21 protein-coding genes and 1 pseudogene are annotated in these 24,675 nt (G+C 72.2%); 11 read left to right on the top strand and 11 right to left on the bottom strand.

Going from position 1 to position 24,675, the window contains the following annotated elements:
- The 6 genes from KUM49_RS48560 to KUM49_RS25160 form a co-directional block, all read left to right on the top strand.
- Positions 1–858 (top strand): glucose-6-phosphate dehydrogenase (locus KUM49_RS48560; RefSeq protein WP_254401707.1); only part of this gene is annotated, 858 nt, incomplete at its 5' end.
- Positions 855–1,790, top strand: a complete 936-nt coding sequence (gene opcA / locus KUM49_RS25180) for a glucose-6-phosphate dehydrogenase assembly protein OpcA (protein ID WP_217239200.1) — start codon at positions 855–857, stop codon at positions 1,788–1,790. The genes KUM49_RS48560 and opcA, both read left to right, overlap by 4 nt.
- On the top strand, positions 1,783–3,453 hold the full coding sequence (pgi, locus tag KUM49_RS25175; RefSeq protein ID WP_217239199.1) for a glucose-6-phosphate isomerase: 1,671 nt from the start codon (positions 1,783–1,785) through the stop codon (positions 3,451–3,453). Before opcA ends, pgi begins: the two co-directional genes overlap by 8 nt.
- A gap of 6 nt (positions 3,454–3,459) precedes the next feature.
- Positions 3,460–4,338 (top strand): phosphogluconate dehydrogenase (NAD(+)-dependent, decarboxylating), encoded by an 879-nt coding sequence (gnd, locus tag KUM49_RS25170; RefSeq protein ID WP_217239198.1) that lies wholly within the window; start codon positions 3,460–3,462, stop codon positions 4,336–4,338.
- A gap of 8 nt (positions 4,339–4,346) precedes the next feature.
- Positions 4,347–4,934: a histidine phosphatase family protein gene (locus tag KUM49_RS25165; protein ID WP_217239197.1), complete on the top strand. Its 588-nt coding sequence runs from the start codon at positions 4,347–4,349 to the stop codon at positions 4,932–4,934.
- Between the two features lie 174 nt (positions 4,935–5,108).
- Entirely contained in the window at positions 5,109–6,572 is a 1,464-nt protein-coding gene (locus KUM49_RS25160; protein WP_217239196.1) for a membrane-associated oxidoreductase, read from the top strand.
- Here KUM49_RS25160 and KUM49_RS25155 read toward each other — a convergent pair.
- Positions 6,559–8,358, bottom strand: a complete 1,800-nt coding sequence (locus KUM49_RS25155; RefSeq protein ID WP_217239195.1) for a bifunctional sugar phosphate isomerase/epimerase/4-hydroxyphenylpyruvate dioxygenase family protein — start codon at positions 8,356–8,358, stop codon at positions 6,559–6,561. The two genes, KUM49_RS25160 and KUM49_RS25155, sit on opposite strands and share 14 nt — an antisense overlap.
- A gap of 72 nt (positions 8,359–8,430) precedes the next feature.
- Positions 8,431–9,309, bottom strand: coding sequence for a shikimate dehydrogenase (locus tag KUM49_RS25150; protein WP_217239244.1), 879 nt, complete (start codon positions 9,307–9,309; stop codon positions 8,431–8,433).
- A gap of 158 nt (positions 9,310–9,467) precedes the next feature.
- Between KUM49_RS25150 and KUM49_RS25145 the strand changes: the two genes are divergently transcribed.
- The 3 genes from KUM49_RS25145 (at position 9,468) to KUM49_RS25135 (ending at position 13,315) form a co-directional block, all read left to right on the top strand.
- Complete coding sequence (locus KUM49_RS25145; RefSeq protein WP_217239194.1) at positions 9,468–10,133, top strand: TetR/AcrR family transcriptional regulator; 666 nt, start codon at positions 9,468–9,470, stop codon at positions 10,131–10,133.
- A gap of 273 nt (positions 10,134–10,406) precedes the next feature.
- Positions 10,407–11,750 (top strand): MFS transporter, encoded by a 1,344-nt coding sequence (locus KUM49_RS25140; protein WP_217239193.1) that lies wholly within the window; start codon positions 10,407–10,409, stop codon positions 11,748–11,750.
- 347 nt (positions 11,751–12,097) lie between these two features.
- The gene (locus tag KUM49_RS25135; protein WP_217239192.1) at positions 12,098–13,315 is read left to right on the top strand and encodes an MFS transporter; all 1,218 of its coding nucleotides are present in this window, start codon (positions 12,098–12,100) and stop codon (positions 13,313–13,315) included.
- 127 nt (positions 13,316–13,442) lie between these two features.
- Here KUM49_RS25135 and KUM49_RS25130 read toward each other — a convergent pair whose 3' ends face one another.
- Positions 13,443–13,880, bottom strand: coding sequence for a PPOX class F420-dependent oxidoreductase (locus KUM49_RS25130; RefSeq protein WP_217239191.1), 438 nt, complete (start codon positions 13,878–13,880; stop codon positions 13,443–13,445).
- Positions 13,881–14,106: 226 nt separating this feature from the next.
- On the opposite strand from KUM49_RS25130, the gene KUM49_RS25125 reads away from it, so the two are divergent.
- Positions 14,107–15,336, top strand: a complete 1,230-nt coding sequence (locus KUM49_RS25125; protein WP_217239190.1) for a serine hydrolase — start codon at positions 14,107–14,109, stop codon at positions 15,334–15,336.
- 6 nt (positions 15,337–15,342) lie between these two features.
- Here the strand turns inward: KUM49_RS25125 and KUM49_RS25120 are convergent, their stop codons facing one another.
- Genes KUM49_RS25120 through ribA form a run of 5 tightly spaced genes read right to left on the bottom strand, consistent with a single transcriptional unit; the run spans position 15,343 to position 20,396 of the window.
- Positions 15,343–16,533 (bottom strand): saccharopine dehydrogenase family protein, encoded by a 1,191-nt coding sequence (locus tag KUM49_RS25120; RefSeq protein WP_217239189.1) that lies wholly within the window; start codon positions 16,531–16,533, stop codon positions 15,343–15,345.
- Complete coding sequence (locus KUM49_RS25115; RefSeq protein ID WP_217239188.1) at positions 16,523–17,584, bottom strand: saccharopine dehydrogenase; 1,062 nt, start codon at positions 17,582–17,584, stop codon at positions 16,523–16,525. Before KUM49_RS25115 ends, KUM49_RS25120 begins: the two co-directional genes overlap by 11 nt.
- A complete protein-coding gene (locus tag KUM49_RS25110) occupies positions 17,581–18,720 on the bottom strand; it encodes an FAD-binding oxidoreductase (protein WP_217239243.1) in 1,140 nt (379 codons plus the stop codon). Before KUM49_RS25110 ends, KUM49_RS25115 begins: the two co-directional genes overlap by 4 nt.
- Positions 18,721–18,722: 2 nt before the next feature.
- On the bottom strand, positions 18,723–19,703 hold the full coding sequence (locus KUM49_RS25105; protein ID WP_217239187.1) for an ornithine cyclodeaminase family protein: 981 nt from the start codon (positions 19,701–19,703) through the stop codon (positions 18,723–18,725).
- A 33-nt stretch (positions 19,704–19,736) separates the two neighbouring features.
- The gene (ribA, locus tag KUM49_RS25100) at positions 19,737–20,396 is read right to left on the bottom strand and encodes a GTP cyclohydrolase II (RefSeq protein WP_217239186.1); all 660 of its coding nucleotides are present in this window, start codon (positions 20,394–20,396) and stop codon (positions 19,737–19,739) included.
- A 38-nt stretch (positions 20,397–20,434) separates the two neighbouring features.
- Between ribA and KUM49_RS25095 the strand changes: the two genes are divergently transcribed.
- Positions 20,435–21,199 (top strand): creatininase family protein, encoded by a 765-nt coding sequence (locus KUM49_RS25095; RefSeq protein ID WP_217239185.1) that lies wholly within the window; start codon positions 20,435–20,437, stop codon positions 21,197–21,199.
- Between the two features lie 170 nt (positions 21,200–21,369).
- On the opposite strand, the pseudogene KUM49_RS48555 reads toward KUM49_RS25095, so the two are convergent.
- The 3 genes and pseudogenes from KUM49_RS48555 to KUM49_RS25085 all read right to left on the bottom strand — a co-directional run.
- Positions 21,370–22,344, bottom strand: a pseudogene (locus tag KUM49_RS48555) (lysylphosphatidylglycerol synthase transmembrane domain-containing protein); the annotation flags it as partial.
- 65 nt (positions 22,345–22,409) lie between these two features.
- Positions 22,410–23,384 carry a class I SAM-dependent methyltransferase gene (locus KUM49_RS25090; RefSeq protein WP_217239184.1) on the bottom strand — a complete coding sequence of 325 codons (975 nt, stop codon included), beginning with the start codon at positions 23,382–23,384 and terminating at the stop codon, positions 22,410–22,412.
- Positions 23,385–23,491: 107 nt separating this feature from the next.
- On the bottom strand, positions 23,492–24,673 hold the full coding sequence (locus KUM49_RS25085) for a glycosyltransferase family 4 protein (RefSeq protein ID WP_217239242.1): 1,182 nt from the start codon (positions 24,671–24,673) through the stop codon (positions 23,492–23,494).
- Positions 24,674–24,675: the final 2 nt, after the last annotated feature.

Raw genomic sequence — 24,675 nt, 5'->3', positions numbered from 1 at the left:
TGGAACCGGTCCTTCGTGGACCACGTGCAGATCACCATGGCCGAGGACATCGGCATCGGCGGCCGGGCCGGCTACTACGACGGCATCGGCGCCGCCCGCGACGTCATCCAGAACCACCTCCTGCAGCTCATGGCGCTGACCGCCATGGAGGAGCCGGCCGCCTTCGACGCCGAGTCGCTGCTCATGGAGAAGCTGAAGGTGCTCAAGGCCGTGAAACTGCCGGAGGACATCGGCGCCCACACGGTGCGCGGGCAGTACGCGGCCGCCTGGCAGGGCGGCGAGCAGGTGCGCGGCTACCTCGACGAGGACGGCATCGACCAGGCCTCCACGACGGACACGTACGCCGCCATCAGGCTGAACGTCGACAACCGGCGCTGGGCGGGTGTGCCCTTCTACCTGCGCACCGGCAAGCGGCTCGGCCGCCGCGTCACCGAGATCGCCGTCGTCTTCCAGCGGGCCCCGCACTCCCCCTTCGACTCCACGGCCACCGAGGAGCTGGGCCAGAACGCGATCGTGATCCGCGTCCAGCCCGACGAGGGCATGACGGTCCGCTTCGGGTCGAAGGTGCCGGGCACCTCGATGGAGATCCGGGACGTGACGATGGACTTCGCGTACGGCGAGTCGTTCACGGAGTCCAGCCCGGAGGCGTACGAGCGGCTCATCCTGGATGTCCTGCTGGGCGACGCCAACCTGTTCCCCCGTCACCAGGAAGTGGAAGAGTCCTGGAAGATCCTCGACCCGATCGAGGAGCACTGGGCGAACCACGGCAGGCCGGCGCGCTACGCGTCGGGCAGCTGGGGACCCGAGGAAGCCGACGAGATGCTCGCACGAGACGGACGGAGCTGGCGCAGGCCATGAAGATCGACCTGACCGACACCACGGCAAGCAAGATCAACAAGGCGTTGGTGAAGGGCCGCCGCGCCATCGGCACCCCCGCCGTGGGCATGGTCCTGACGATGGTGATCGTCACGGACGAGGAGAACGCCTACGACGCGATCAAGGCGGCCGAGGAGGCCTCGCACGAGCACCCCTCGCGCACCCTGGTCGTCATCAAGCGCCACGCGCGCACCCCGCGCGACCGCACCAACTCCCACCTCGACGCCGAGGTGCGGGTGGGCGCCGACGCGGGCACCGGCGAGACGGTCATCCTCAGGACGTACGGCGAGGTGTCCGACCACGCCGACTCCGTCGTCCTGCCGCTGCTGCTGCCGGACGCTCCGGTCGTGGTGTGGTGGCCGGTGGACGCGCCGGAGAACCCGGCGAAGGACCCGCTGGGAGCGCTCGCCCAGCGCCGGATCACCGATCTGTACGCGGTGGAGAACCCGCTCCAGGTGCTGGAGGCACGGGTCCGCTCCTACGCCCCCGGCGACACCGACCTCGCCTGGACCCGGCTCACCCCGTGGCGCTCGATGCTGGCCGCGGCCCTGGACCAGGCCCGGGTGAAGGTGACCTCGGCGGCCGTGGAGGCCGAGGAGGAGAACCCGGCCGCCGAACTGCTGGCCCGCTGGCTGGAGGCCCGCCTCGGCGTCACCGCCGACCGGATCGTCACCGCCGGTCCGGTCGTCACGGCCGTACGGCTGGGCACCGCGAACGGCGAGATCGTCATCGACCGCCCCGAGGGCCCGCTGGCCACGCTGTCCCTGCCGGGCCAGCCCTCCCGCACCCTCGCTCTGAAGGTGCGCACCACCTCCGAACTCATCGCCGAGGAGCTGCGGCGCCTCGACGCGGACGAGATGTACGCCGTCGCCCTGCGGGGCGAGGCCACCAAGGAGATCCCCGCACATGTCTGACTCCCCCACCGGCTCCCCTTCCGACTCCCCCACCCTCACCCGGCGGCCGCAGTGGGCGGCCCTCGAGGACCATCGCGCCCAGTGGCACGCGCACCTGCGTGAGCTGTTCGCGACGGACCCGGGGCGCGCGGAGCGGTACGTCGTGCGCGTCGGCGACCTGCGCATCGACTACTCCAAGCACCTGGTCACCGACGAGACCCTCGCCCTGCTGCGGGAACTCGCCACCGCCACCGACGTGTTCGGACTGCGCGACGCCATGTTCCGCGGCGACAAGATCAACGTCACCGAGGACCGCGCCGTCCTGCACAGCGCCCTGCGTGTCCCCGCGAACGCGGTGATCGAGGTCGACGGCGAGAACGTCGTGCCCGAGGTGCACACGGTCCTCGACCAGATGGCCGCCTTCGCCGGCCGCGTCCGCTCCGGCGAGTGGACCGGCCACACCGGCAAGCGGATCAAGAACGTCGTCAACATCGGCATCGGTGGCTCCGACCTGGGCCCCGCGATGGCCTACGAGGCCCTGCGCGCCTGCACGGCACGGGAGTTGACGTTCCGTTTCGTGTCGAACGTGGACGGCGCCGACCTCCACGAGGCGCTGCGCGACCTGGACCCGGCGGAGACCCTGTTCATCGTCGCGTCCAAGACGTTCACCACCATCGAGACGATCACCAACGCCACCGCCGCCCGCTCCTGGCTGCTGCACGGCCCGGCCGGCCTCGGCGAGGACAAGGCCGTCGCGAAGCACTTCGTCGCCCTGTCGACGAACGCCGAGAAGGTCACCGAGTTCGGCATCGACCCGGACAACATGTTCCGGTTCTGGGACTGGGTCGGCGGCCGCTACTCCTTCGACTCGGCCATCGGCCTCTCCCTGATGATCGCCATCGGCCCGGACCACTTCCTGGAGATGCTCGACGGTTTCCGCATCGTCGACGAACACTTCCGCAACGAGCCCGCCGAGGACAACGCCCCTCTGCTCCTGGGCCTGTTGGGCGTCTGGTACGGCAACTTCTTCGACGCCCAGTCGCACGCGGTACTGCCCTACAGCCACTACCTGTCCAAGTTCACCGCCTACCTCCAGCAGCTGGACATGGAGTCCAACGGCAAGTCCGTGGACCGCGACGGCAACCCGGTCCAGTGGCAGACCGGCCCCGTGGTGTGGGGCACGCCCGGCACCAACGGGCAGCACGCCTACTACCAGTTGATCCACCAGGGCACCAAGGTCATCCCGGCCGACCTGATCGGCTTCGCCCGCCCGGTCGGCGAGCTGAGCGACGATCTCAAGGCGCAGCACGACCTCCTGATGGCCAACCTGTTCGCCCAGGGCCAGGCGCTCGCCTTCGGCAAGACCGCGGACGAGGTGCGCGGGGAGGGCGTGGCCGAGGAGCAGGTGCCGCACCGCACCTTCCAGGGCAACCACCCCACCACCACGATCCTGGCGAAGGAACTCACGCCGTCCGTCCTCGGCCAGCTCATCGCCCTCTACGAGCACAAGGTGTTCGTCCAGGGCGCGATCTGGAACATCGACTCCTTCGACCAGTGGGGCGTCGAGCTCGGCAAGGTCCTCGCCAAGCGCGTCGAGCCCGCCCTGACCGAGGGCGCGGACGTCCCCGGTCTCGACTCGTCCACCGCCGCTCTCGTGGCCACCTACCGCGACCTCAGGAAGTGAACTGACATGCAGCTGGGACTCATCGGCCTCGGCAAGATGGGCGGCAACATGCGCGAGCGGATCCGCCGCGCCGGCCACACCGTCATCGGCTACGACCGCAACCCCGAACTCTCCGACGTGAGCGGCCTGGCCGAACTGGTCGACAAGCTCGAAGCCCCCCGCACGGTCTGGGTGATGGTCCCGGCCGGCGCCGCCACCCAGTCCGTCGTCGACGAACTCGGCGACCTGCTGTCCGCCGGTGACACGGTGGTCGACGGGGGCAACTCCCGCTGGACCGACGACGAGAAGCACGCCTTTGAGCTCGGCGCCAAGGGCATCGGCTTCGTCGACGCCGGCGTCTCCGGCGGCGTCTGGGGCCTCGCGAACGGCTACGCCCTGATGGTCGGCGGCGACAAGGAGCACGTCGACCGGATCCAGCCGATCTTCGACGCGCTCAAGCCCGAGGGCGAAGCCGGGTTCGTCCACGCCGGCAAGGTCGGCGCCGGGCACTTCTCCAAGATGGTCCACAACGGCATCGAGTACGCCATGATGCAGGCCTACGCCGAGGGCTGGGAGCTCCTGGAGGCGGTGGACTCCGTCACCGACGTGCGCGAGGTCTTCCGCTCCTGGCAGGAGGGCACCGTCATCCGCTCCTGGCTCCTCGACCTCGCCGTCAACGCCCTTGACGACGACGAGCACCTGGAGAAGCTGAAGGGCTTCGCGCAGGACTCCGGCGAGGGCCGCTGGACCGTCGAGGCCGCCATCGACAACGCGGTGCCGCTGCCCGCGATCACGGCGTCGCTGTTCGCGCGGTTCGCGTCCCGCCAGGACGACTCCCCGCAGATGAAGATGGTCGCCGCCCTGCGCAACCAGTTCGGCGGCCACGCCGTCGAGTCGGCGAAGTAGGCCCGGCCGTGGGGGATCTCCTTCTGGTCCGCCACGGTGAGACGGAGTGGAGCGTGTCGGGCCGGCACACCAGCCGGACCGACCTGCCCCTCACCCAGCACGGCGAGGAACAGGCCAAGTCGCTCGCTCCGCTCCTCTCGTCGCGGACCTTCGCACTCGCGCTGACGAGCCCGCTCGCCCGCGCGATACGCACCGCCGAACTGGCGGGCATCAACGGGGTCGTGTCCGATCCCGACCTGCACGAATGGGACTACGGCGGCTACGAGGGCGTCACCACCGTCGACATCCACCGCACCCGGCCCGACTGGTACCTGTGGACCGACGGCGTGCCGCCCGGTGCCGACGGGCGTCCGGGCGAGTCGCCCGCCGAGGTGGGACTGCGCGCCGACCGGGTGCTCGCCCGGGTGGACGCCGCCCTCCCCGACGGGGATGTGATCCTCGTGGCGCACTCCCACTTCCTGCGCGTACTGACGGCACGTCGGCTGGGACTGGATCCTGCGGACGGCCGGCTGTTCCAGCTGGCGACGGCGACGTTCAGCCGACTGTCCACAGAACACGGCCGACCGGTGATCGCGGAGTGGAACACCAGGCCGTAACGACGCTGTACGGCGGCCCGGGCCACCACACGAACTCGCGCGGACCTCCGACGCGGCGAGGGCGCCCACGTGGTGGCCCGGGCCCTCGTCGTCGACGGGCGGCTTCGCGCGCCGTGCGTCCCTGCGGCCGTGGGGAGTTGACACCCGCGGGACGGCACGTCAGAGTCCCCGCTGATGGAGATCGACAACTTGACGCCGGCCGAACTGCGCGTGTGGCGGGCGTTTCCCCGGGGCGAGTCCGTGAACTTCCGTACGGCGGACGACGAGGACGTGGCGCACGGGGCCGAGTGGGGCCGAGAACGCAGCGTCCGGGCAGTCGTGTTGCGGTCGCTGCTGCTCAACGGCCCGCGCGAGGACGGGGAGATACCCGCGCTGAAACTGTCGGGCGCCCGTATCACCGGCGTACTCGACCTGCGGTACGGGACGAGTGACCACGCCGTACGGCTGAGCCACTGCTCCTTCGAGGACGCCCCGCTGCTGTACGGCGCCCGCCTGCGCCAGTTGAACCTCTCCTGGTCCGTGCTGCCGGGGCTGACCGCCGCCACGATGCGGGTGGAAGGCGTGCTGCGGATGACGGACTGCCGTTTCCACGGGCCGGTGCGGCTCGGCGGGGCAGAGATCGCCGGGGCGCTGTTCATGGAACGCGGGGAGTTCACCGCGTCGGACACCGACGAGCCGGCCCTCCAGCTCAATCAGGTGACCCTCGGCGACGACCTGTGGGCTCCCGGGCTGCGGGCGCACGGGGAGGTGCGTCTCAACGGTGCCACGGTCGCCGGGTCGATCAACCTCACCGACGCCCGGCTCAGCCACCCCGGCGAGATCGTCCTCGATGCGCAGACCCTCGCCGTGGAGGGTGACGTCCACCTGCGGGGCGTGCGCACGCTCGGCTGGATCGGCCTGCGGGGCGCTCGGGTCTCGGGCCGCCTGGACCTGTCGTACGCCCATCTGTCGAACCCGGGAGACGGGGTGCTGCGGGCGAGCAGCTCCACCATCGGGGAGCTGTGGCTGCGCAAGGGCCCGCCCGTGGACGGCATCCTCAATCTGCGCCGTGCCCAGATCGAGGAACTGTTCCTGGAGGCGGACGCGGTGCCCGCACGAGTCCTCCTCAACGGCCTCGTCTACGCCTCCCTCTCCCCCCATGAACCCGCCGCGCGCCGCCTGGCGATGCTGGACCGCGACGACGAGGGCTACGTCCCGCACGCCTACGAGCAGTTGACCGCCGCCTATCTGCGCATCGGCGACGACCGGGCCGCCCGGCTCGTCCAGCTCGCCAAGCAGCGCCGGCACCGCACCACGCTCCCCTGGTACGGCCGCCTGTGGGGCCACGTCCAGGACGCCACCGTCGGCTACGGCTTCCGTCCGCTGCGCGCCTGCGTGTGGCTGCTGTCGCTGCTGGCGATCGGCTCGGTCACGTACGCCCTGCACCACCCGCGCCCGCTCAAGCCGTCCGAGGCCCCGGACTTCGACCCGGTGTTCTACACGCTCGACCTGCTGCTGCCGGTGATCTCCTTCGGCCAGGAAAGCGCCTTCGCCCCCGGGGGCCCGTACCAGACGCTGTCGTACGCCCTGGTGATCGCCGGCTGGATCCTGGCCACGACGGTCTTCGCCGGCGTGTCCCGGACCGTCAGCCGCCAGTGAACCGCCGCACCGCGTGCTGGGCGGCGAGCCGGACGGGGGCGTTCTGGGCGCCGTAGCCGCGGTAGCCGCCGTCGCGCTGGACCAGTTCGAAGAAGACGCGGCCGAGGGTGGGCGTGTAGCAGTGGCGGAACTCGCCGTGCGGGTCACGGTCGTAGAGGATGCCGAGTTCGCGGTACGTCTCCAGCTCGCCGTCGGCGAACTCGTACCGGGCCGCCAGGTCGTCGTAGTAGTTCGCGGGGATCGGCAGCAGCCGGCCGCCGGCCTCGACGAGGCGGCGGGCGGCCGCCACCACGTCGTCGGTGGCCAGGGCGATGTGCTGGGCGTGGACCGTGTCGTCGGTGGGTGCCGCGCCGACGGTGAGGGCGATACGGACGCTGCCGTCGTCGTTGGTGACGGCGCGGCTGCGCATCAGCCCGTAGGGGTCGGCGACGTCCACGCTCTCCTGCGCCTGCAGGCCGAGGACGCTGCGGTGGAAGAGGGTCGCCTCGTCGAAGTGGTGCCAGGGCTGCGTGAGGGCGAGATGGTCGATGCGGGCGGCGTGCCGCGGTACGGCGGGAACGGCCTCGGTGTCCGCGAAGTCCGCCCGCCAGTCGGGATGTCCGGGGCGGTCCGAGGCGCAGAAGAACACCTCCGTGCCGTCGGGGGCGAGCACCGCGTCGAGCTGGGCGTCCTCCAGGGCGCGGCGGCGGGGAAGGACCGGTGCCAGCAGGGCCTCGGCGCGGCGGGCGGCGGCCGTCGGGTCCGGTGACCTGAGCCCGATCGCGGCGAGCCGGGTGCCGTCCCGCCGCACGGCCGTCCCGGTGTTGACCAGGAGACGGGCCTCGCCCTGCTCCCACAGGTCGACCGGCTTGCTGCGGTGCCGTGCCGTGCGGGCGAAGCCCAGCGCGCCGAGCAGTGCCGACAGCGGCTCGGCGTCGGGGGTCACGAGTTCCGCGAAGGCGACACCCGTCGGCGCGACCGAGGCGGGCGGCGCCTGAATGCCCACCGTCTCCTGGAGGACCAGGAGGGAGCGTCGGGCGTCCACGGCCGTGGGGCCGGCCTCGGCCTGACGGAAGACGTCGTTGAAGACTTCGAGGGAGAGCGGACCGTCGTATCCCGTATGCAGGACACTGCGTACGAGCCCGGCGACGTCGAAGCCGCCCTGCCCGGGGAAGCACCGGTAGTGGCGGCTCCACTGCAGGACGTCCATCGCGAGCAGCGGGGCGTCGGCCAGTTGGAGGAAGAAGATCTTCTCGCCGGGGATGTCCTCGATTCCCTTGGGGTCGGAGCCGCGGGAGAGGATGTGGAAGCTGTCCAGACAGGTGCCGAGCGCCGGGTGGCCGGCCGTCTCGACGATGTGCCAGGCGTGGTCGTACGTGCTGACGTGCCGGCCCCACGCGAGCGCTTCGTAGGCGATGCGGATGCCGAAGTCCTGGGCGAGATCGGCCAGTTGGGACAGGTGTGCGGCGGCGAGGGCGTCGTCGTCCACGGCACGCGGACAGACGCTGGAGCAGACGAGGACGGTGTCGGCGCCGAGCCTGCGCATCAGCTCGAACTTGTGCCGGGCGCGGCGCAGGTTGCGGGCGAACTCGTCCTCGGGCACCGCCTCGATGTCGCGCATCGGCTGGTAGAGGTCGATGGTGAGGCCGAGGTCGGCGCAGCGGGCGCGGATCTCCTCGGGGGTGAGGGGGCTGGCCAGCAGGTCGTTCTCGAAGATCTCGACGCCGTCGAAGCCGGCCCGGGAGGCGGCCGTGAGCTTCTCGGTGAGGGATCCGCTGAGGGAGACGGTGGCGATGGACGTACGCATGTCGGTACCTCTGTCTTCCCGATGCTTTCCGATGGTTTCCGGTGTCTGCCGGTGTCTGCCGAAGCGCCCGGACTACTTCGGTGCCGGGACGGCGCCGGCCAGCTCCGCGATGTCCGCGAGCATGCGCGCGCCGTCGGGTTCCCTTCCGGTGAACAGGCGGAACGCGTCCACGGCCTGGAAGACGGCCATGCCGCCGCCGTCGAGCGTGGCGCAGCCGAGCGCGCGGGCACCACGCAGCAGTTCTGTCTCCAGCGGGCGGTAGACCACCTCGGCGACCCACAGGCCCGGGTGGAGGAGTCCGGCGGGGAAGGGCAGGCCGGGGTGGGCGGCCATGCCGGTGGGGGTGGCGTGGACGAGGCCGTCGGCCCGTGCGAGCAGTTCCGCCAGCCGGCCGGGGGCGGCTGCCAGCGCACGTCCCTCGCCGAAGTGGCGGTTCAGGGAGTCGGCGAGAGCGGCCGCCCGCTCGGGCATCGCGTCCACGACCGTGACCCGCTCGGCGCCCAGCGTGAGCGTGGCGTGCGCCACGGCCGCGCCCGCACCCCCCGCGCCCAGCTGCACGACCCGCTCCAGCGGCGCGTCGGGCAGACCGCGCGCGAAGGAGGCGGCGAAGCCGGTGACGTCGGTGTTGTGGCCGACGGCCCGCCCGTCCTCGCCGAAGACGACGGTGTTGACCGCGCCCAGCGCCTCGGCCTGCGGGGCGAGGGCGTCCAGGTGCCGGATGACCTGCTGCTTGCACGGGTGCGTGATGTTGAGCCCGTCGAAGCCCAGGTCTCGGGCCGCCCGCACCAGGCCGCCCACCCCCTCGGGCGGCACACCGAGGGCGTCGATGTCGATGAGCCGGTACAGATAGCGCAGACCCTGACGGTCGGCCTCCCGCTCGTGCAGCGCGGGACTGAGCGACGGACCGATACCGGAGCCGATCAGACCGACGAGATACGAGTCCTTGGGCACCACGCGGGACCTCCTGAGCGGCTCATCAATGTACGAACTAGTACGTTAGCTATATCAGCATCGCTGGTCGACGGGAAGCCCTTGGCCGGTGATCGGCGCCCTTCGCGGCGGCCTCCTTCTACAATCTGCGGCACTGCCCCGTAGCCCGAAGGAACACGATGACCAGCGTCGAAGAACCGGCACGAACAGGCGGGCGCATCCGTGACGCCGCGCGCACCCAGGCCGAGATTCTCGACGTGGCGACCCAGGAGTTCGCCCGGGCCGGCTTCGCGGGAGCCCGCGTGGACGAGATCGCGGCCCGAACCCGCACCACCAAGCGAATGATCTACTACTACTTCGGCGGCAAGGAACAGCTGTTCACAGCGGTTCTCGAGCGGGCCTACGCCGTCATCCGCGAGGCCGAGCAGGGCCTGGACGTCGAACACCTGGACCCGGTCGCCGCCATCCGGCGCCTGGCGGAGGTCACCTTCGACCACCACGAGCAGCACCCCGACTTCATCCGCCTGGTGAGCATCGAGAACATCCACGAGGCCGTGCACATCGCCGCCTCCGAGAAGCTCGGCAAGATCAGCTCGCCGGCCCTCGACGTGATCCGCCGGATCCTGGAGCAGGGGCAGAAGTCGGGGCTGTTCACGGCCGACGTGGACGCCGTCGACCTGCACGCGATGATCAGCGCGTTCTGCTTCTTCCGGGTCGCCAACCGGCACACCTTCGGCGCCCTGTTCGGCCGCGACCTGGTCGACCCCGCCCAGCGCCAGCACTACCGCGCGATGCTGGGCGACATGGTCATCGCCTACCTGACGGCGGAGCGCGCGGCGGACTGAGGCCTCCGGCCGGAGTCATCCCGCATCACCCCCGATTCGTCCGCGACCGCCAGGCCGCGACCGCCAGGGATCGCCAGGGATCGGCAGCGAATCGCGGATACCGCCGAGCGGGAAGATCCTTCGGCACGACCTCTTGACACGCGGGAAACGTCGGCGCAACATCCCACCCACCGCCACTAACTACCCAGTGGGTTAATTAGCCGAAGATCCGGCCCCGCCCCTCTCCCCTCCGCTCACTCCGCCTGTGCCGGAGTTCCCCCGAAGGAGCACGCCGTGTCCGTCCCCGCCGCCGCACCGCCCGGCCAGCCGAAGAAAGCCGCCACGGCGGCCTGGATCGGCAGCGCCCTGGAGTACTACGACTTCTTCATCTACGGCAGCGCGGCAGCGCTGATCTTCCCCGAGGTCTTCTTCGACGAGTCCGACCCGGCCACCGCGACCCTGCTGTCACTGGCCACGTTCGGCGTCGCGTACGCGGCCCGCCCGGTCGGCGCGCTCTTCCTCGGGCACTTCGGCGACAAGCTCGGCCGCAAGAAGATCATGGTCTTCACGCTGATCCTGATGGGCGTGTCGACGTTCCTCATCGGCTGCCTGCCCACCCGCGACCAGGTCGGCACCCTCGCCCCCGTCCTGCTCGTACTGTGCCGCGTCCTGCAGGGCATCTCGGCGGCCGGCGAGCAGGCCAGCGCCAACTCCATGTCACTGGAACACGCGCCGCCGGAACGCCGCGGCTTCTTCACCAGCTTCACGCTCAGCGGCACCCAGGGCGGCCAGCTGCTCGCCACCCTGGTCTTCATCCCCGTCGCCGCGCTGCCCGACGACCAGCTGCTGTCCTGGGGCTGGCGGGTCCCGTTCTGGATGAGCGTCGCGGTCGCCGTGGTCGGCTTCGTCATCCGCCGCAAGCTCGACGAGACCCCGGCCTTCGCCCAGCAGACCGCCGTGGAGGGCGTCGTCAGGATGCCGCTGGCGATCCTGCTGCGCGAGCACTGGGCGGACGTCCTGCGGGTCGTCGCGGGCGCCCTCATCGCCTCGGTCAGCACGATCTTCACGGTGTGGGCACTGTCGTACGCGACCAGCGACTCGGTCGGCATGAGCCGCTCCTCCATGCTGTGGGTGGGCGCGCTCGCCAACCTCGTCGCGCTCGCCGCGATCCCGCTGTGGGCCACCCTGTCCGACCGCATCGGCCGCCGCCCGGTCTTCCTGGCCGGCGCCGCCGGCAGCGCGGTGATGATGTTCCTCTACCTGTGGTCCATCTCGACGGGCTCCTACCCGCTGACCCTGATCCTCGGCATCGTCACCTTCGGTGTCGTCTACAGCGCCGCGAACGGCGTCTGGCCCTCCTTCTACGGCGAGATGTTCTCCACCCGCGTCCGCCTGTCCGGCATGGCCATCGGCACCCAGATCGGCTTCGCCGTGGCCGGCTTCGCGGTCACCTTCGCCGCGCAGATCGCAGGCCCCGACGGCGACGACTGGTCGGCGGTGGCCCTGTTCACCGCCGCGTTGTGCGTCCCGCCGGTCATCGCCGTCCTGACGGCCCGCGAGACCCACAAGATCCCGACGGAGCGGCTCGGCGAACGCGTACTCAAGGAGACACGCCAGCCGGAGAAGGTGACTGCCTGATTCCGCCGCCTTCCACGTGTCCCCGGAGCCACGCCTGGTTCCGGGGACACGTCATGTGCGGGCTTCCGGGCTGCACACCGGGCACCCCGAGACCCACCCCCACCGCCCCCCAACCGCACCCGCCCCGTTGACAGACGACGCTTCCGGCAAGAACATCGGCCGAAACGAGCAGAAAAGGACAGCTTCGCGTGCGCGGCGGCCACCGTAGCCCCGAGGGGGAGGAACCTCCGCGCGCACCGGCCGGTTTCAGGGGCGGCCGGTGCGCGCGGAGATGACGGAAACTCAGCCGCCGCGCGGACGTGCCGGCCCTTGAATCTGACATTGGTGTCAAGGCCGACTCTGCCCGCATGACCTCTGACACCGGAACCGACACCTCGTCGCCGCGGGCCGGGGCGGCCCGAGACCGCGAACTCCCATTGCCCGCCCTCCTCGCCCTGGCCACCGCCGTCTTCGTCACCAGCCTCACCGAGACCCTCCCCGCGGGCCTGCTGCCCGCGATGAGCGCGGACCTCGCGGTGGGTGAAGCGGCGGCGGGGCAGGCGGTGACCGTCTACGCCGTCGGTACGGCCCTCACCGCGATCCCGCTGTCCGCGGCGACCGCGGGATGGCGGCGCAGGCGACTGCTGCTGGCGGCGATGGCGGGGTTCGCCGTCGCCAACACCGTCACGGCCGTGTCGGGCAGCTATCCGCTGACCATGGTGGCCCGGTTCATGGCGGGTGTCGCCGCCGGACTCGCCTGGGCGCTGCTGGCCGGGTACGCCCGGCGGCTGGTGCCCGCCCCGTTGCAGGGCAGGGCGGTCGCGGTGGTCATGGCGGGGGTGCCGGTGGCGCTGTCAGTGGGGGTGCCCGCGGGCACGTTCCTGGGCGGGGCGCTGGGCTGGCGGGTCACGTTCGCGCTGATGACCGTGGTCGCCGTGGTGTTGCTGGGCTGGATCGCGCTGCTGGTGCCGGACGTGCCCGGGCAGGAGGCGGGCCGCCGGGCCCCGATGGTGCGGGCGCTGGCCGTCCCCGGTGTCGTACCCGTGTTGTCCGTGACCCTGGTGTTCGTGCTGGCGCACACCGTTCTGTACGCCTACATCGCCACGTTCCTGGACCGCATCGGCATGGGCGGCTCGGCCGACCTGGTGCTGCTCGTGTTCGGTGCCGCGTCCCTGGTGAGCATCTGGGTCGTGGGTGCCGGCATCGACCGCCGGCTGCGTGCGCTGACCCTGGCGAGCGTCCTGCTGGTCGGGGTGGCGGCAGCTCTGCTCGCCGTCTTCGCTCACAGCCCGGCCCTCGTCCACGTGGCGGCCGCGCTGTGGGGGCTCGGCTGGGGCGGAGCGCCCACCCTGCTGCAGACCGCCGTGGCCGACGCGGGCGGCGACCAGGCGGACGCGGCGCAGGCGATGCTGGTCACGCTGTGGAACGCGGCGATGGCGGGCGGCGGCGTGGTGGGCGGGATCCTGCTCGGCCTGTTCGGCGCGACGGCGTTCCCGTGGAGCGTGCTGGCGCTGCTCGTGCCGGTACTCGCCGTCGTGACGGGGGCGCGGGCGCACGGGTTCCCGGAGCGGCGGGCCGGAGCGTGAGGCGGGGCGGGAGACAGGGCTGGTCCTGAGACGGCGGGGCCGGCGGTGAGGCCGCCCGGTGCCGGCCGAGAAGCCGTCCGCTGCCCGCCGCACGGCAGGGCGGGCGGTGGGGGCGGCCTCCTCGGGCTCAGCCCTGATCGCCCCGCTTGGGAATCCCGTACGCCCGTTCCACCCTCAGCCGCAGCACGAGTCGGCGGTCGCGGACCATCGCGGCCCGGTAGTCGTCCCAGTCCGGGTGCTCTCCCTGGACGTCACGGTAGAGGCGGATGAGCTCCTCCACCGTCGCGTCGTACGGATCCTTCGCCACCGGCGTGAGGTCGGCCGTGCCCTCGGCGACCGTGTAGGCCCACCGGTCGGCGCTCGTCACGTGGTACGACGCCCGCGGGTCGCGGCGCAGATTGCGGGTCTTGGCACGGTCGTCGGTGATCGAGACCCGGATGGTCCGCTCGTCCGGGTAGTAGGCGTGAGTGACGTTCGACAGCTGGGGCCGGCCGTCGTGCTTGAGGGTCACCAGGACCCCGCCGTGTCCTTCGGAGAGCAGCTGGAGCAGCGCGTCCTGAGTCATGCCTGCATCAACTCGTCCGGGCGAGCCGCGTATTCCTGCGCCGCGCCGGTTCCCGGCGTCGCCCGGGGATGGCCTGCGGGGCCCTGGTGGGAGGAACCCTCACCGCCATCGACGATCATTCTCATGAGGGGGGACCATTCGCCCGTTCCTGCGCGACGATGATGTCTGAGGTCGTTGCGGCGGGGTAGGCCGGATCGCACCTCGACGAACGCGACGGAGGAGAACGATGGCACTGCTGCGGCAAGAGGTGGACCCGGGTGAGGTCGGCCTGGACGGGAAGGCACTGGACCGCCTCGACCAGCACTTCGCCCACCATGTCGACGAGGGCCGACTGCCCGGCTACCTCGTGGCGGTCTCCCGCGGCGGACGCGTCGCCCACCTCACGGCGCACGGCCACCGTGACATCGCGGCCGGACTGCCCGTCGAGCCCGACACCCTGTGGCGGATCTACTCCATGACCAAGCCGGTCACCGCGGTCGCCGCGCTGATCCTGGTGGAGGAGGGCCGGATGTCGCTGGACGACCCGGTCGACCGGTACCTTCCGGCCTTCGCGGAACCACGGGTGTACGTGAGCGGCTCCGGCGCCGACACCGTGACCCGCCCGGCCGAGGGTCCGATACGAGTACGGCACCTGATGACCCACACCTCGGGCCTGACCTTCGCCTTCTACCACACGCACCCCGTCGACGCCCTCTACCGCGAGGCCGGCCTGGAGTCGTCGGTGGTGCCGGGCACGACCCTGGCCCAGACGACCGACGTGTACGCGCGCCTGCCGCTGCAGTTCGAGCCCGGCACGCAGTGGAACTACTCGGTCGCCTCCAACGTGCTGGGCCGGGTCATCGAGGTGGTGTCCGGGCAGCCGCTCGACACGTTCTTCGCCGAGCGGGTCTTCGGCCCGCTCGGGATGACCGACGCGGGTTTCCACGTCACCGACGAACAGGCGGGCAGGCTCTCCGAGCTGTACGGCGACGCCGACGGCGGCGGCATCGAGCCGATCCCGGGCCTGCCCCTGCGCGGCCGCCCGCGTTTCCTGTCCGGCAGCGGCGGCATGGTGGCCTCCGCCCACGACGTCCACCGCTTCATGGAGTTGCTGCGCCGCCGCGGCGAGCTCGACGGCACCCGCCTGCTCGCCCCCGAGACGGTGGACCTGATGACGTCGAACCACCTCCCGGGCGGCGCCGACCTGCGCGCCTTCGGCAGCCGTCCCGCGCACGACGAACGCGGCAACGACGGCGTCGGCTTCGGGCTCAGTCTCTCCGTGGTGATCGACCCGGCCCGCACGCAGGCGCCCTCCGGAATGGGGACGTACGGCTGGAGCGGCGTCGCGACCACGACGTTCTGGGTCGACCCGAGCCGGGATCTGACCGTGCAGTTCATGACGCAGGTACGGCCCAGGAGTTCCCACACGATCTTCCCGGATCTGAAGCGGCTGGTGCACGAGGCCGTCGCCGCCTAGAGGCTGTCATGGGGGTGTGGTCGGACGAGGGCGCCCGTTCTGCTGATCGACCCGGAGGGTGAAGTGGACGCCCTCCCCGGCGAGTTCGGCCAGCCACTGCTCGGAGCGGGCCGCCGTCTCGGCGGCGCGGCCGAGGCCGGGCGGCAGGGAGCCGTCCAGGATGTGCCGGACGCCGAGGGCGAGGGGGCGGGAGACGCAGCGGGCCATGGCGCTCTCCTCCTCGTCCCCCACCAGGTCCAGGAGGTAGCCGCCCGACCAGTCCCGTCCGGCGCCGCCGCGCACGTCCAGCGACACGGCGAGGACCACCCGGTCGCGGTCCGCGTCGGTGGTCGGGTAGGTCGCGGCCAGCTCCCGGGCGAGGGCGGCGATCCGGGCGTCGTCGCCGGTCCGCAGCTCGGCGAAGACGCCGTCCCAGGCGCGCAGCCAGCCGTCCAGGCGCAGGGTGCCGCGGACGAAGGTGCGTGGCTTCCAGGCCGGCGGCAGACCGTACTGCTCGACGAAGGGGACACTGTCGCGGTTGGGGTAGACCTCGAAGGTCTCGCCGCCGAGGATGTGGCGCCGGGTCGCCTCCCAGGGCCGGTCGGCGGTGGTCTCGGCGCCGTCCTCCACATAACGCGCGGGCGAGCGCAGGGCACCCAGCACCCCCGCGGGGGCCCAGCTGAACCGGTAGCGGAAGTCGTTCGGGACGGCGGGTACGCCACCGCAGTAGGAGGTGAGGCTGTAGGAGGCCGGCGTGCCGTCGCCGATCGCCTCCCGTGCGCGGGCGACGAGGCTGTGCGCGAAGAGATGGTCGATGCCCGGGTCCAGACCGGCCTCGGTGAGGACGACGACCCCGGCCCGCGCGGCCGCGGGCACCTGCTCCAGGACCGCGTCGGACACATAGCTGGAGCACGCGAAGTGCGCCCGCTCGCGTACGCACAGGGCCAGCAGTGCGGCATGTTCGGGGGCGGGCAGCATCGACACGACCACGTCCCCCGGCGCGAGGTCGGCGGCGAGCGCGTCCGGCGTGAACGCCCGCGGCTCGGCCCGCGCGGCGAGGCCCAGCCGGTCGAGGGCCTCGGCGGCGCGTTCCTCGGTGCGGTGCCACAGCCGTACCCGCTCCGCCGCCTCGCACAGTGTGGCCAGACCGCTGCCGGTGGACAGTCCGGCCCCGATCCAGTGGACGGTGCCGCTCGCGGGAACCACCTCAGACGTCACGCGACTGCCCTTCCACGAGGCCGAGTTCACGGCAGGCCTGACGGAACCGGTCCAGACAGCGCCCCCACGGCCCGCCCACACCGAAGTCGAGGAGCTGGGGCAGCAGCGCGGCCGAGAAGTCGGTGCTGGACTCCTTCGGCAGCAGGGACGGCAGGTTGTCGATGGCGATCAGGTCCAGCGGCGGCTCCTTGCGCAGCCGGCGGGCGGGGTCCGTCCAGTCGGTGGTGCGGTCGTAGACCGGCAGGACGTTCAGGGGCGAGCCCACGTCGCAGGTGACGTCGCACAGGGTGCGCAGGCGGCGGGCGGGCACGTCGAGGTCCCCCTCGCTCAGGAACGGCGGGACGGGGGTGGTGGCGAGGACGGCGTTCACCATGACGTCGTGGGCCAGCAGGGCCCCGCGGTCCAGGTCACGGGTCTCGTCGAGGTCCCAGCAGGTGGGCTCGACCCCGGCCGTGTGGAAGGCGACGCGTGCGCCCCGCCCGCTGCGGCCGAGTGCTCCGATCACCAGGGCGGTGAACTCCTCGTCCCCGGCCGCCGGACGCAGCGTCTCGTCCAGCGCGTCCTTGTCGGTGGGCGTCAGGGGCGCGAGGAGCCTGCCCCGGTGCTGGAGGACGGCCAGGGCCGCGCCCAGGTAGCCGGCCCAGAACCCGAAGGCGGCGAGCCGGCGGCCGGTGTCGTCGACGAGGTATTCGAGGTCGAGCAGGGCCCCTCCCCCGCGCGCGAAGCGCCGGAGCAGGTCGGCGGCGCCCGGCTGCTGCTTGTAGGCGTGCCCGAAGAAGATGTGCCGGTGCGTCAGTTCGGCGGGCTCGTCGGGGAGTTCCTTCAGGCCGAGGATCACGCTGCCCGCGGGCGCCGACACCCACGAGCCCGCGGACGCGATCCGGCAGCCGGCCGCCTCGTACTCCTCGGCGGGGAAGATCCGCTGCGGGGACTCCTCGACGGTGAGCGTCACTCCGCTGTCGACGAGCCGGCAGGCGTCGGACGGCACGATCGGTGTGCGCCGCTCGGTGGTGCGGACCTCGTGGCGCAGCCACAGGTGGAGCTCGGTCATACGCGGTTGGCCTCCGGGCGCGGGGCGTCGGCCGCGAACCGGCCGGCGCTCAACGGGCTGACGTCCACGAAGGGTACGCGGCCCAGGTACAGGTCTCGGACGACTTCACCGACGGCAGGTCCCTGGAGGAACCCATGACCGGAGAAGCCGGTTGCATACAGAAAACGGGATACTGAAGTCGCCTCGCCGATCAGGGCGTTGTGGTCCGGGGTGAGCTCGTACAGGCCCGCCCAGCCGCCGGTGCGGCGCAGGTCGAGGAGGGCGGGGGCGCGCTGCTCCATGGCCGCGCCGAGGCGGGGAATCCAGCGGTCGTGGGTGGTGGTGGCGAAGCCGGGCCGCTCGTCGGGGTCGGACATGCCGACGAGGAGGCCGGGCCCCTCGGTGTGGAAGTAGAGACTGGTGGTGAAGTCGATGGTCATGGGCAGGCCGGGCGGCAGGTCGTCGACCGGTTCGGTGAGCGCGATCTGACGGCGCAGCGGTTCGACGGGCAGGTCGAGGCCGACCATCGCGCCGACCGCCCGCGACCAGGCGCCGGCCGCGCAGACCACCGTGTCGGTGGCGATACGCCCCCTGGTCGTCAGGACGGCCCTGATGTCGTCGCCGTGCAGTTCGATGCCGGTGACTTCGCAGTGCCGCAGGACCGTCGCGCCGTGGCGGCGGGCGGTGGCCGCGTAGCCGTGCACGACCGCCTCGGGTGTGCAGTGGCCGTCGTCGGGCGAGAAGGCGGCCGCGAGCAGTCCCTCGGTGCTGATCAGCGGGGAGAGCCGGCGGGCGGCGGCCGGGTCGATCATGCGGCTGGGCACGCCGAGGGAGTTCTGCAGTCGCACGCCCGCCTCGAAGGAGGCGACGTCCTCGGGCGTCGACAGCAGGAACAGGTAGCCGACCCGGTGCAGCCCGATGTCGTACCCCGTGTCCTGCTCGAAGCGGGTGAACGCCTCCAGAGAGCGCGCGCCGAGCCGGATGTTGAGCTCGTCGGAGAACTGCGCCCGCACCCCGCCCGCCGCCTTCGACGTGGACCCGGAGGCGAGTTCGTCCCGCTCCACCAGGACCACGTCCGGTACGCCCGCCCGGGCCAGGTGGCAGGCGATGCTCGTGCCCATCACCCCGCCGCCGACCACGACGACCCCGGCGCGCATGGTCACCGGTGTTCCCCCTTCGCCGCCTCGACGACGGCCCAGGCGGCGGCCGCGTCCTGAATGCCTAGGCCGACGCTGTTGTAGTAAACGACGTCCTCGGGCCCTGTCCGGGCGGTGCGCCGTCCGGTCAGCACCTCGCCCAGCGAGATCAGGTCGTCGCGGGTCAACAGCCCTTCCCGCAGGGCGTCCACGACCGGCCCGGCGTGCCCGGCCGCGGTCTCCGGGTCGTCCACCACGACAGCACCGGTCTCCATGGCCCGCCGTACGACCTCGGCGTCCACCTCGCGGCGGCCGGGCTCGAACGACCCCACGCTGACGACCGTGCACCCCGCGTCCAGCCACTGCCCGCGCACCACCGGCGTGGTGCTGAGCGTGCAGGCCGCGACCAGCGACGCCCCGCGCACAGCCGCCTCGGCACTGTCGGCCGGTTCGACGGGCAGCCCCAGCTCGGCGGCAAGGGTCTCGGCGGCGCGGGTACGGCGGCGCGGGGTCGGGCTCCACAGGCGTACCGACTTCAGCCCCCGCACCCGGGCGATCGCCCGCACATGGGCGAGGGCCTGGGTGCCCGAGCCGAGGACCGCCAGGTCGGCGGCGTCGGGGCCGGCCAGCGCGTCGACGGCGACGGCGCTCGCGGCGGCCGTGCGCAGGGTCGTCACCGCCGTGCCGTCCATGACGGCGGCGAGGCGGCCCGTCACCGGGTCGAGCACGGTGACGACGGCGTGCACGGTCGGCAGCCCGGCCGCCGCGTTGCCCGGGTTGACACTGCCGAACTTCGCGACCGCCCCGGTGTCCGCCGACATCCGGGAGACGTACGCGAAGACGACACTGTCGTCGAAGCGGCTGGGATGCATGATCTTCCCGGGCAGGTCGGCGCCGCCCGAGCCGAGCGCGGTGAAGGCCGCGCGCTGCGAGGCGATCGCCGCGTCGGCGTCGAGGAGGCGCGCCACCTGCCGCCCGGAGAGGAAGAGGACGTCGTCGGTCATTCCCTCTTCCTGTCCCCGCTCGCCGCCCGGGAATCAGGACAGGTGCGCCACCGCGTCCAGATGGGGCAGATGGTGGTCCAGCCGCTCCCGCTTCGTCCGCAGATAGGTGATGTTGTTCTCGCACGGCGGTATCAGAAGCGGCACCGTCTCGGCGACCTCGATGCCGTGCCGCACCAGCGCCTCGCGTTTGCGCGGGTTGTTCGACATCAGGCGGACCGAGTTCACGCCCAGGTCGTGCAGGATCCCGGCGGCGACGCCGTAGTCGCGGGAGTCCACCGGCAGGCCGAGCGCCAGGTTCGCCTCGACGGTGTCCAGGCCCTCCGCCTGCAGCGCCATCGCCCGCAGTTTGCCGAGCAGGCCGATGCCGCGGCCTTCATGCCCTCTGAGGTAGACGACGACGCCGCTGCCCTCGGCGACGACCGCGCGCAGCGCGGAGGCGAGCTGGTCGCCGCACTCGCAGTGCTGGGAACCGAAGGCGTCACCGGTCAGGCACTCGGAATGCAGGCGGGTCAGGACGTCGTCCGTGCCGATCTCACCGTAGACCAGGGCCACTTGTTCGTCACCGCGGTCGTGATCGAGGTAGCCGACCGCCTGGAATTTCCCGTACACGGTGGGCAGCGGGGCATTCACCACGCGTTCCACACCGGTGCGCTGTGGCGACTTCTTGCCGAGCACGCCAATTTTATCTGTCATGATCTGGTTCCTAAGCAGAGACGAAAGGCCGGGAAAAGATGAGTGGTTCGGGAATACGGTCGGCTGCGTACGGTCTGGTGCCGGCGGACACTACCGAAGACGTACGGACGCGAGGGGCGGACGTCTCAACGCAGGTGGCCGTCCTTCCGGTCGGGAGCTTCGAGCAGCACGGTGCGTACCTTCCGCTGGCGACCGACACGCTGGTCGCCTGTGCCGTCGCCCGGGAGATCGCCGCGGCGTACCCGGTGCACCTCCTGCCTCCGGTGACGATCTCCTGTTCGCACGAGCACGCGGCCTGGCCGGGAACCGTCAGCATTTCCTCCGTCACCCTTCACGCGGTGGTACGGGACATAGCGGCTTCGCTTCGCCGCTCCGGCGTCGACACCCTGGTGGTGGTCAACGGACACGGCGGGAACTACGTGCTGGGCAACGTCGTTCAGGAATCCTCCGCGCGGGGTGAGCGGATGGCCCTCTTCCCGGCCGCGGAGGACTGGGAGGCGGCGCGGGAGCGGGCAGGGGTGGCCACCTCGCTGCTCACCGACATGCACGCGGGAGAAATAGAGACCTCCATTCTTCTGCACGCTCATCCCGAATGTGTCCGACCCGGCTATGAGACCTCCGATTTCGTCGCGGACGACCGTCGTCATCTCCTGACCCTCGGTATGTCCGGCTATACCGATTCGGGTGTCATCGGCCGCCCTTCGCTGGGCTCCGCGGAAAAGGGGAAGGTGCTCCTCGCGAGCCTGACGGAATCATTCGGCACGTATTTCTCGATGCTGACCGGCAGCGAGCCCACGGAGTAGGCCGGGGATGTGTGACGGGGTTCCGGGTCCGCTGCGACGGCCTGGGCCCCGCTGTCGTTTCCCGCCCCGGCACGCAGGCCGGCGTGCCAGCGGACGACGAGTACCAGGACACCCGGCAGGCTCGCCACGAAGCTCAGCACCCCGTACACGACCGCGACCGCGAGGCCGCTGCTCGCGCCCAGTCCGGCGGCGCCGAACGCCCATGCGGTGACGCCCTCCCGGGGGCCCCAGCCGCCGACGTTGAGCGGGAGGCTCATGGCGAGCAGGGCGAGGACCGCGAGCGGCAGCAGCACAGCGGCCGAGGCGGCGGATCCGGCGACGCGGGCGGCGACGACGAACATCCCGAGGTGCCCCGCCAGGACGACGGCGGAGGAGAGCGCGACACCGGGCCCGTTGCGGCGCGACAGCAGCCCCTCGCGCGCCTCGCCGAAGCTCGTGCGCAGCGCCCGTTCCCGGCGTGAGGAGGCCCGGTTCGGCCGCAGGGCCAGGACGACGGCGAGGGCGCCCAGCGCGGCGAACGCGATGAGGGGCGCGAAGTGCCGGACGTCGGCCATGACCGGCGACGGCATCGTGAGCAGCACGGCGACGCCGACGACGGCCAGGACGACCTGTCCCGCGGCCCGTTCGATGACGACCGAGCGGACCCCGCGGCCCAGGTCACCGGTGCTCTGCCCGTGCCGGACCGCCCGGTGGACGTCGCCCAGGACGCCGCCGGGCAGGGCGGCGTTCAAGAACAGCGCACGGTAGTAGTCGGCGACGGCCGGGCCGAGCGGCAGCCGGATGCGCAGACCACGGGCCACCAACTGCCAGCGCCAGGCGCTGAACACGGTGGTGACGAAACCGATCCCGAGCGCCACGAGCAGCGTCACGCCGTCGATCCGGCGCAGGCCGTCCAGGAAGACGCCGGTACCGAGGCGCCAGAGCAGCACGGAGAGGATGGCCACGCCCACCACGGTCCCGAAGTGGGTGCGCAGGGCCCGGGAGCCGAAGCGGGAGAACCGGGGGAACCGGGGGAACCGGGAGAACAAGGAGCGGGCGGCGCCGGGCCGGGGTGCCGACACGATCACGCCGATACGGTCCTCGGAGACGGCCGCACCCGTGGGAGCCGCCGGCGTGCCGCCGGCCAGGGCGGGCGCCACGACCATGTCCGTGTGCCGCGCCCTCGGCTCGACGCCGGGCAGCCCGGCCCAAGTCCGTACCGTCTCCACGCTCATGACGCTCCGCCCGTCGGCCGGGACAGTGCCAGCAGGTCGGTGTGGTGGACCACGACCCGCAACTCGCCCGCCGCGCAGGCCGCCAGGCGTTCTTGCAGATAGCGGTCGGCGCGTTCGCGCAGTTCCGGGCGCTGTTCCACGGCCGCGCCGACCCAGCCGCGCAGCCACTGGGCGGTCAGCTCCGCCTCGGCGGGGCCCAGGCGCCACGGGCTCGGGTGCAGCCGTACCGTCGCGCCGCGCTCGGAGAACGCCTCGCACGCCGCGGTGACGGCGTCCGGGCCGAGCAGGCCGCCCTGGCGCTGGTGGGCGTTGAACGCGTCGGCGATCTCCGCGTCGAGCGGGTGGGACGGGCTGAGATCCACGCGGCCGGCCACGGACAGCGTCAGCAGGGCCGGGCAGCCCGCTCCGGTACAGGCGTCGGCGAGGGTGTCGATCTCCTCACGAGTGAGGACGTCGAGCAGCGCGGACGCCGTCACCAGGGACGCGCCGGCGAGGGCGTCCGGGGTGAGCAGGCCGACGTCACCGCGGCGGGTCTCGGCCGAGACGCGGCTGCCGTCGGCGCCGGCGCGCGGGGACGCCACGGCGGCGAAGTGCAGGAGGTACGGGTCGCGGTCGTGCAGGATCCAGTGCTGGGCGCCGTCCAGGCGGGGGGCCAGCCAGCGGCCCATCGAGCCGGTGCCGCAGCCCAGGTCGTGGACGACGGTCCCGGTCTTGCCCGGCAGGTTCGCGAGCCGGATCCGCAGCGGATCGATCAGCTCGGCCGCCCGCGCGGCGGCGTCGGCGCCCTCCCGCAGCTCCAGCCACTCGGGGGCGTACCGCGGCGGGTCGTCGGGCCCGGCGTCCCGCAGCCGCACGGTGGGACGCTCACCGGGGCGCAGGGTGGGTCCCGCGCCGGCGATGACGTGTCCGGCCTCGCCGGGGACCTCCACGGATCCGGTGACGGGGGCGGGAGCGGGAGCGGGGACTTCCATTGACGTTCCTCCAGGACCGGCGACCACGAAATCCCTCGACTCGACGGCCCCATCGGGGCCGAGCTGCGTCGGAATCATCCCCGTCTGCTGTGTCATTGCCGTCCTCCTCATGCCACCCTCCTGGGTTCGCCGGGCAGTCGTCCCAGGACGACGGCCAGGCTGCGGGCCGTCGCCGCCCAGCCGCCCAGGGCGGACCGCCGGCCCCGGGCGGCTGCCTTCAGCCGTCGTCGTACGTCCGCCTCGCCGAACCAGCCGCGCAGCTCCGAGGCGAGGGCTGCCGGGTCCTCCGGCGGGACGAGGATGCCGGGCACACCGCCGTCGGGGGCGCGGCCGACCGCCTCGGGCAGACCGCCGACGTCCGTGGCCAGCACGGGGATGCCCCGCGCGAGGGCCTCGGTGACCGCCATGCCGTACGTCTCGGCGTAGGAGGTGAGGACCATGAGGTCGGCCGCGTTGTAGCTGGCGTCGAGTTCGGCGCCGGACTGCGGGCCCGCCAGATGCAGGCGGTCCTGGAGGCCGTACTTCTGGATCAGCATTCTGAGGCCGGCGACGTACTGCGGGTCCTGTGTGAGTCCGCCGACGCAGACGCAGCTCCACGGCAGGTCGGTCACCCCGGCCAGCGCCTCCACCAGCCGGTGCTGCCCCTTGCGCGGGGTCACGGCGGCGACGCACAGCAGCCGGGACACGCCGTCGGTGCCGGAGGCCAGGGGGGCGATGTCGGCGCCGGGGGCGGCGACATGGACCCGGTCGGGGGCCAGGCCGTGGTGGGAGACGAGGCGGCGGACCGCCCAGTCGCTGGTGGCGATGACGGCGGGGACGGCCCGCAGAACGGTGCGCTCCCGTGCGTCCAGTTCCGCCGCCACCGCCGGGTCCAGTCCCGTCTCGTCGCCGAGCGGGAGGTGGACGAGGACGGCCAGGCTCAGCCGCTCCGTCTCGGGGACGACGATCTCCGGGACACCGCAGGCGACCAGCCCGTCCAGGAGGACGACGGCCCCGTCCGGCAGGTCCCGCAGGGTCTGCGCGAGTTGCGCACGGGCCGCCGCTCCCGGGCGGGGCCACTCGCCGGGCACCGCGTGCTGGTGCACCTGCCAGCCGAAGCCGTGCAGGTCCAGGCTCACGCGCCGGTCGTAGGCGTTGCCACCGCTGGGCGCGGTCGGGTCGTCCACGCCGCCCGGCAGGACGAAGTGCACGGAGCGCAGGGACATCGGGATGATCTCCGCGTTCTTGAGAGCGGAGTGCTGCACGGGCACGTAGTCGAGCGCCGTGGTGGCGGCCGTCGACCGCTCCATGG

It is taken from the genome of Streptomyces sp. AC555_RSS877 (genome assembly GCF_019049245.1).
Taxonomy (GTDB): domain Bacteria; phylum Actinomycetota; class Actinomycetes; order Streptomycetales; family Streptomycetaceae; genus Streptomyces.
The sequence above is the reverse complement of the archived record's forward strand: the minus strand, read 5'-3'. Positions and strand labels throughout refer to the sequence as shown.

What these genes read in the sequence shown, in the direction of transcription:
- pgi (WP_217239199.1), top strand. Translation starts at nt 1,783, where the DNA reads ATGTCTGACTCCCCCACCGGCTCCCCTTCCGACTCCCCCACCCTCACC.
- KUM49_RS25130 (WP_217239191.1), bottom strand. Translation starts at nt 13,880, where the DNA reads ATGACTCAGGACGCGCTGCTCCAGCTGCTCTCCGAAGGACACGGCGGG.
- KUM49_RS25095 (WP_217239185.1), top strand. Translation starts at nt 20,435, where the DNA reads ATGAGTGGTTCGGGAATACGGTCGGCTGCGTACGGTCTGGTGCCGGCG.
- KUM49_RS25135 (WP_217239192.1), top strand. Translation starts at nt 12,098, where the DNA reads ATGACCTCTGACACCGGAACCGACACCTCGTCGCCGCGGGCCGGGGCG.
- KUM49_RS25085 (WP_217239242.1), bottom strand. Translation starts at nt 24,673, where the DNA reads ATGGAGCGGTCGACGGCCGCCACCACGGCGCTCGACTACGTGCCCGTG.
- KUM49_RS25115 (WP_217239188.1), bottom strand. Translation starts at nt 17,584, where the DNA reads ATGACCGAGCTCCACCTGTGGCTGCGCCACGAGGTCCGCACCACCGAG.
- KUM49_RS25125 (WP_217239190.1), top strand. Translation starts at nt 14,107, where the DNA reads ATGGCACTGCTGCGGCAAGAGGTGGACCCGGGTGAGGTCGGCCTGGAC.
- ribA (WP_217239186.1), bottom strand. Translation starts at nt 20,396, where the DNA reads ATGACAGATAAAATTGGCGTGCTCGGCAAGAAGTCGCCACAGCGCACC.
- gnd (WP_217239198.1), top strand. Translation starts at nt 3,460, where the DNA reads ATGCAGCTGGGACTCATCGGCCTCGGCAAGATGGGCGGCAACATGCGC.
- KUM49_RS25105 (WP_217239187.1), bottom strand. Translation starts at nt 19,703, where the DNA reads ATGACCGACGACGTCCTCTTCCTCTCCGGGCGGCAGGTGGCGCGCCTC.
- KUM49_RS25160 (WP_217239196.1), top strand. Translation starts at nt 5,109, where the DNA reads ATGGAGATCGACAACTTGACGCCGGCCGAACTGCGCGTGTGGCGGGCG.
- opcA (WP_217239200.1), top strand. Translation starts at nt 855, where the DNA reads ATGAAGATCGACCTGACCGACACCACGGCAAGCAAGATCAACAAGGCG.
- KUM49_RS25110 (WP_217239243.1), bottom strand. Translation starts at nt 18,720, where the DNA reads ATGCGCGCCGGGGTCGTCGTGGTCGGCGGCGGGGTGATGGGCACGAGC.
- KUM49_RS25090 (WP_217239184.1), bottom strand. Translation starts at nt 23,384, where the DNA reads ATGGAAGTCCCCGCTCCCGCTCCCGCCCCCGTCACCGGATCCGTGGAG.
- KUM49_RS25155 (WP_217239195.1), bottom strand. Translation starts at nt 8,358, where the DNA reads ATGCGTACGTCCATCGCCACCGTCTCCCTCAGCGGATCCCTCACCGAG.
- KUM49_RS25145 (WP_217239194.1), top strand. Translation starts at nt 9,468, where the DNA reads ATGACCAGCGTCGAAGAACCGGCACGAACAGGCGGGCGCATCCGTGAC.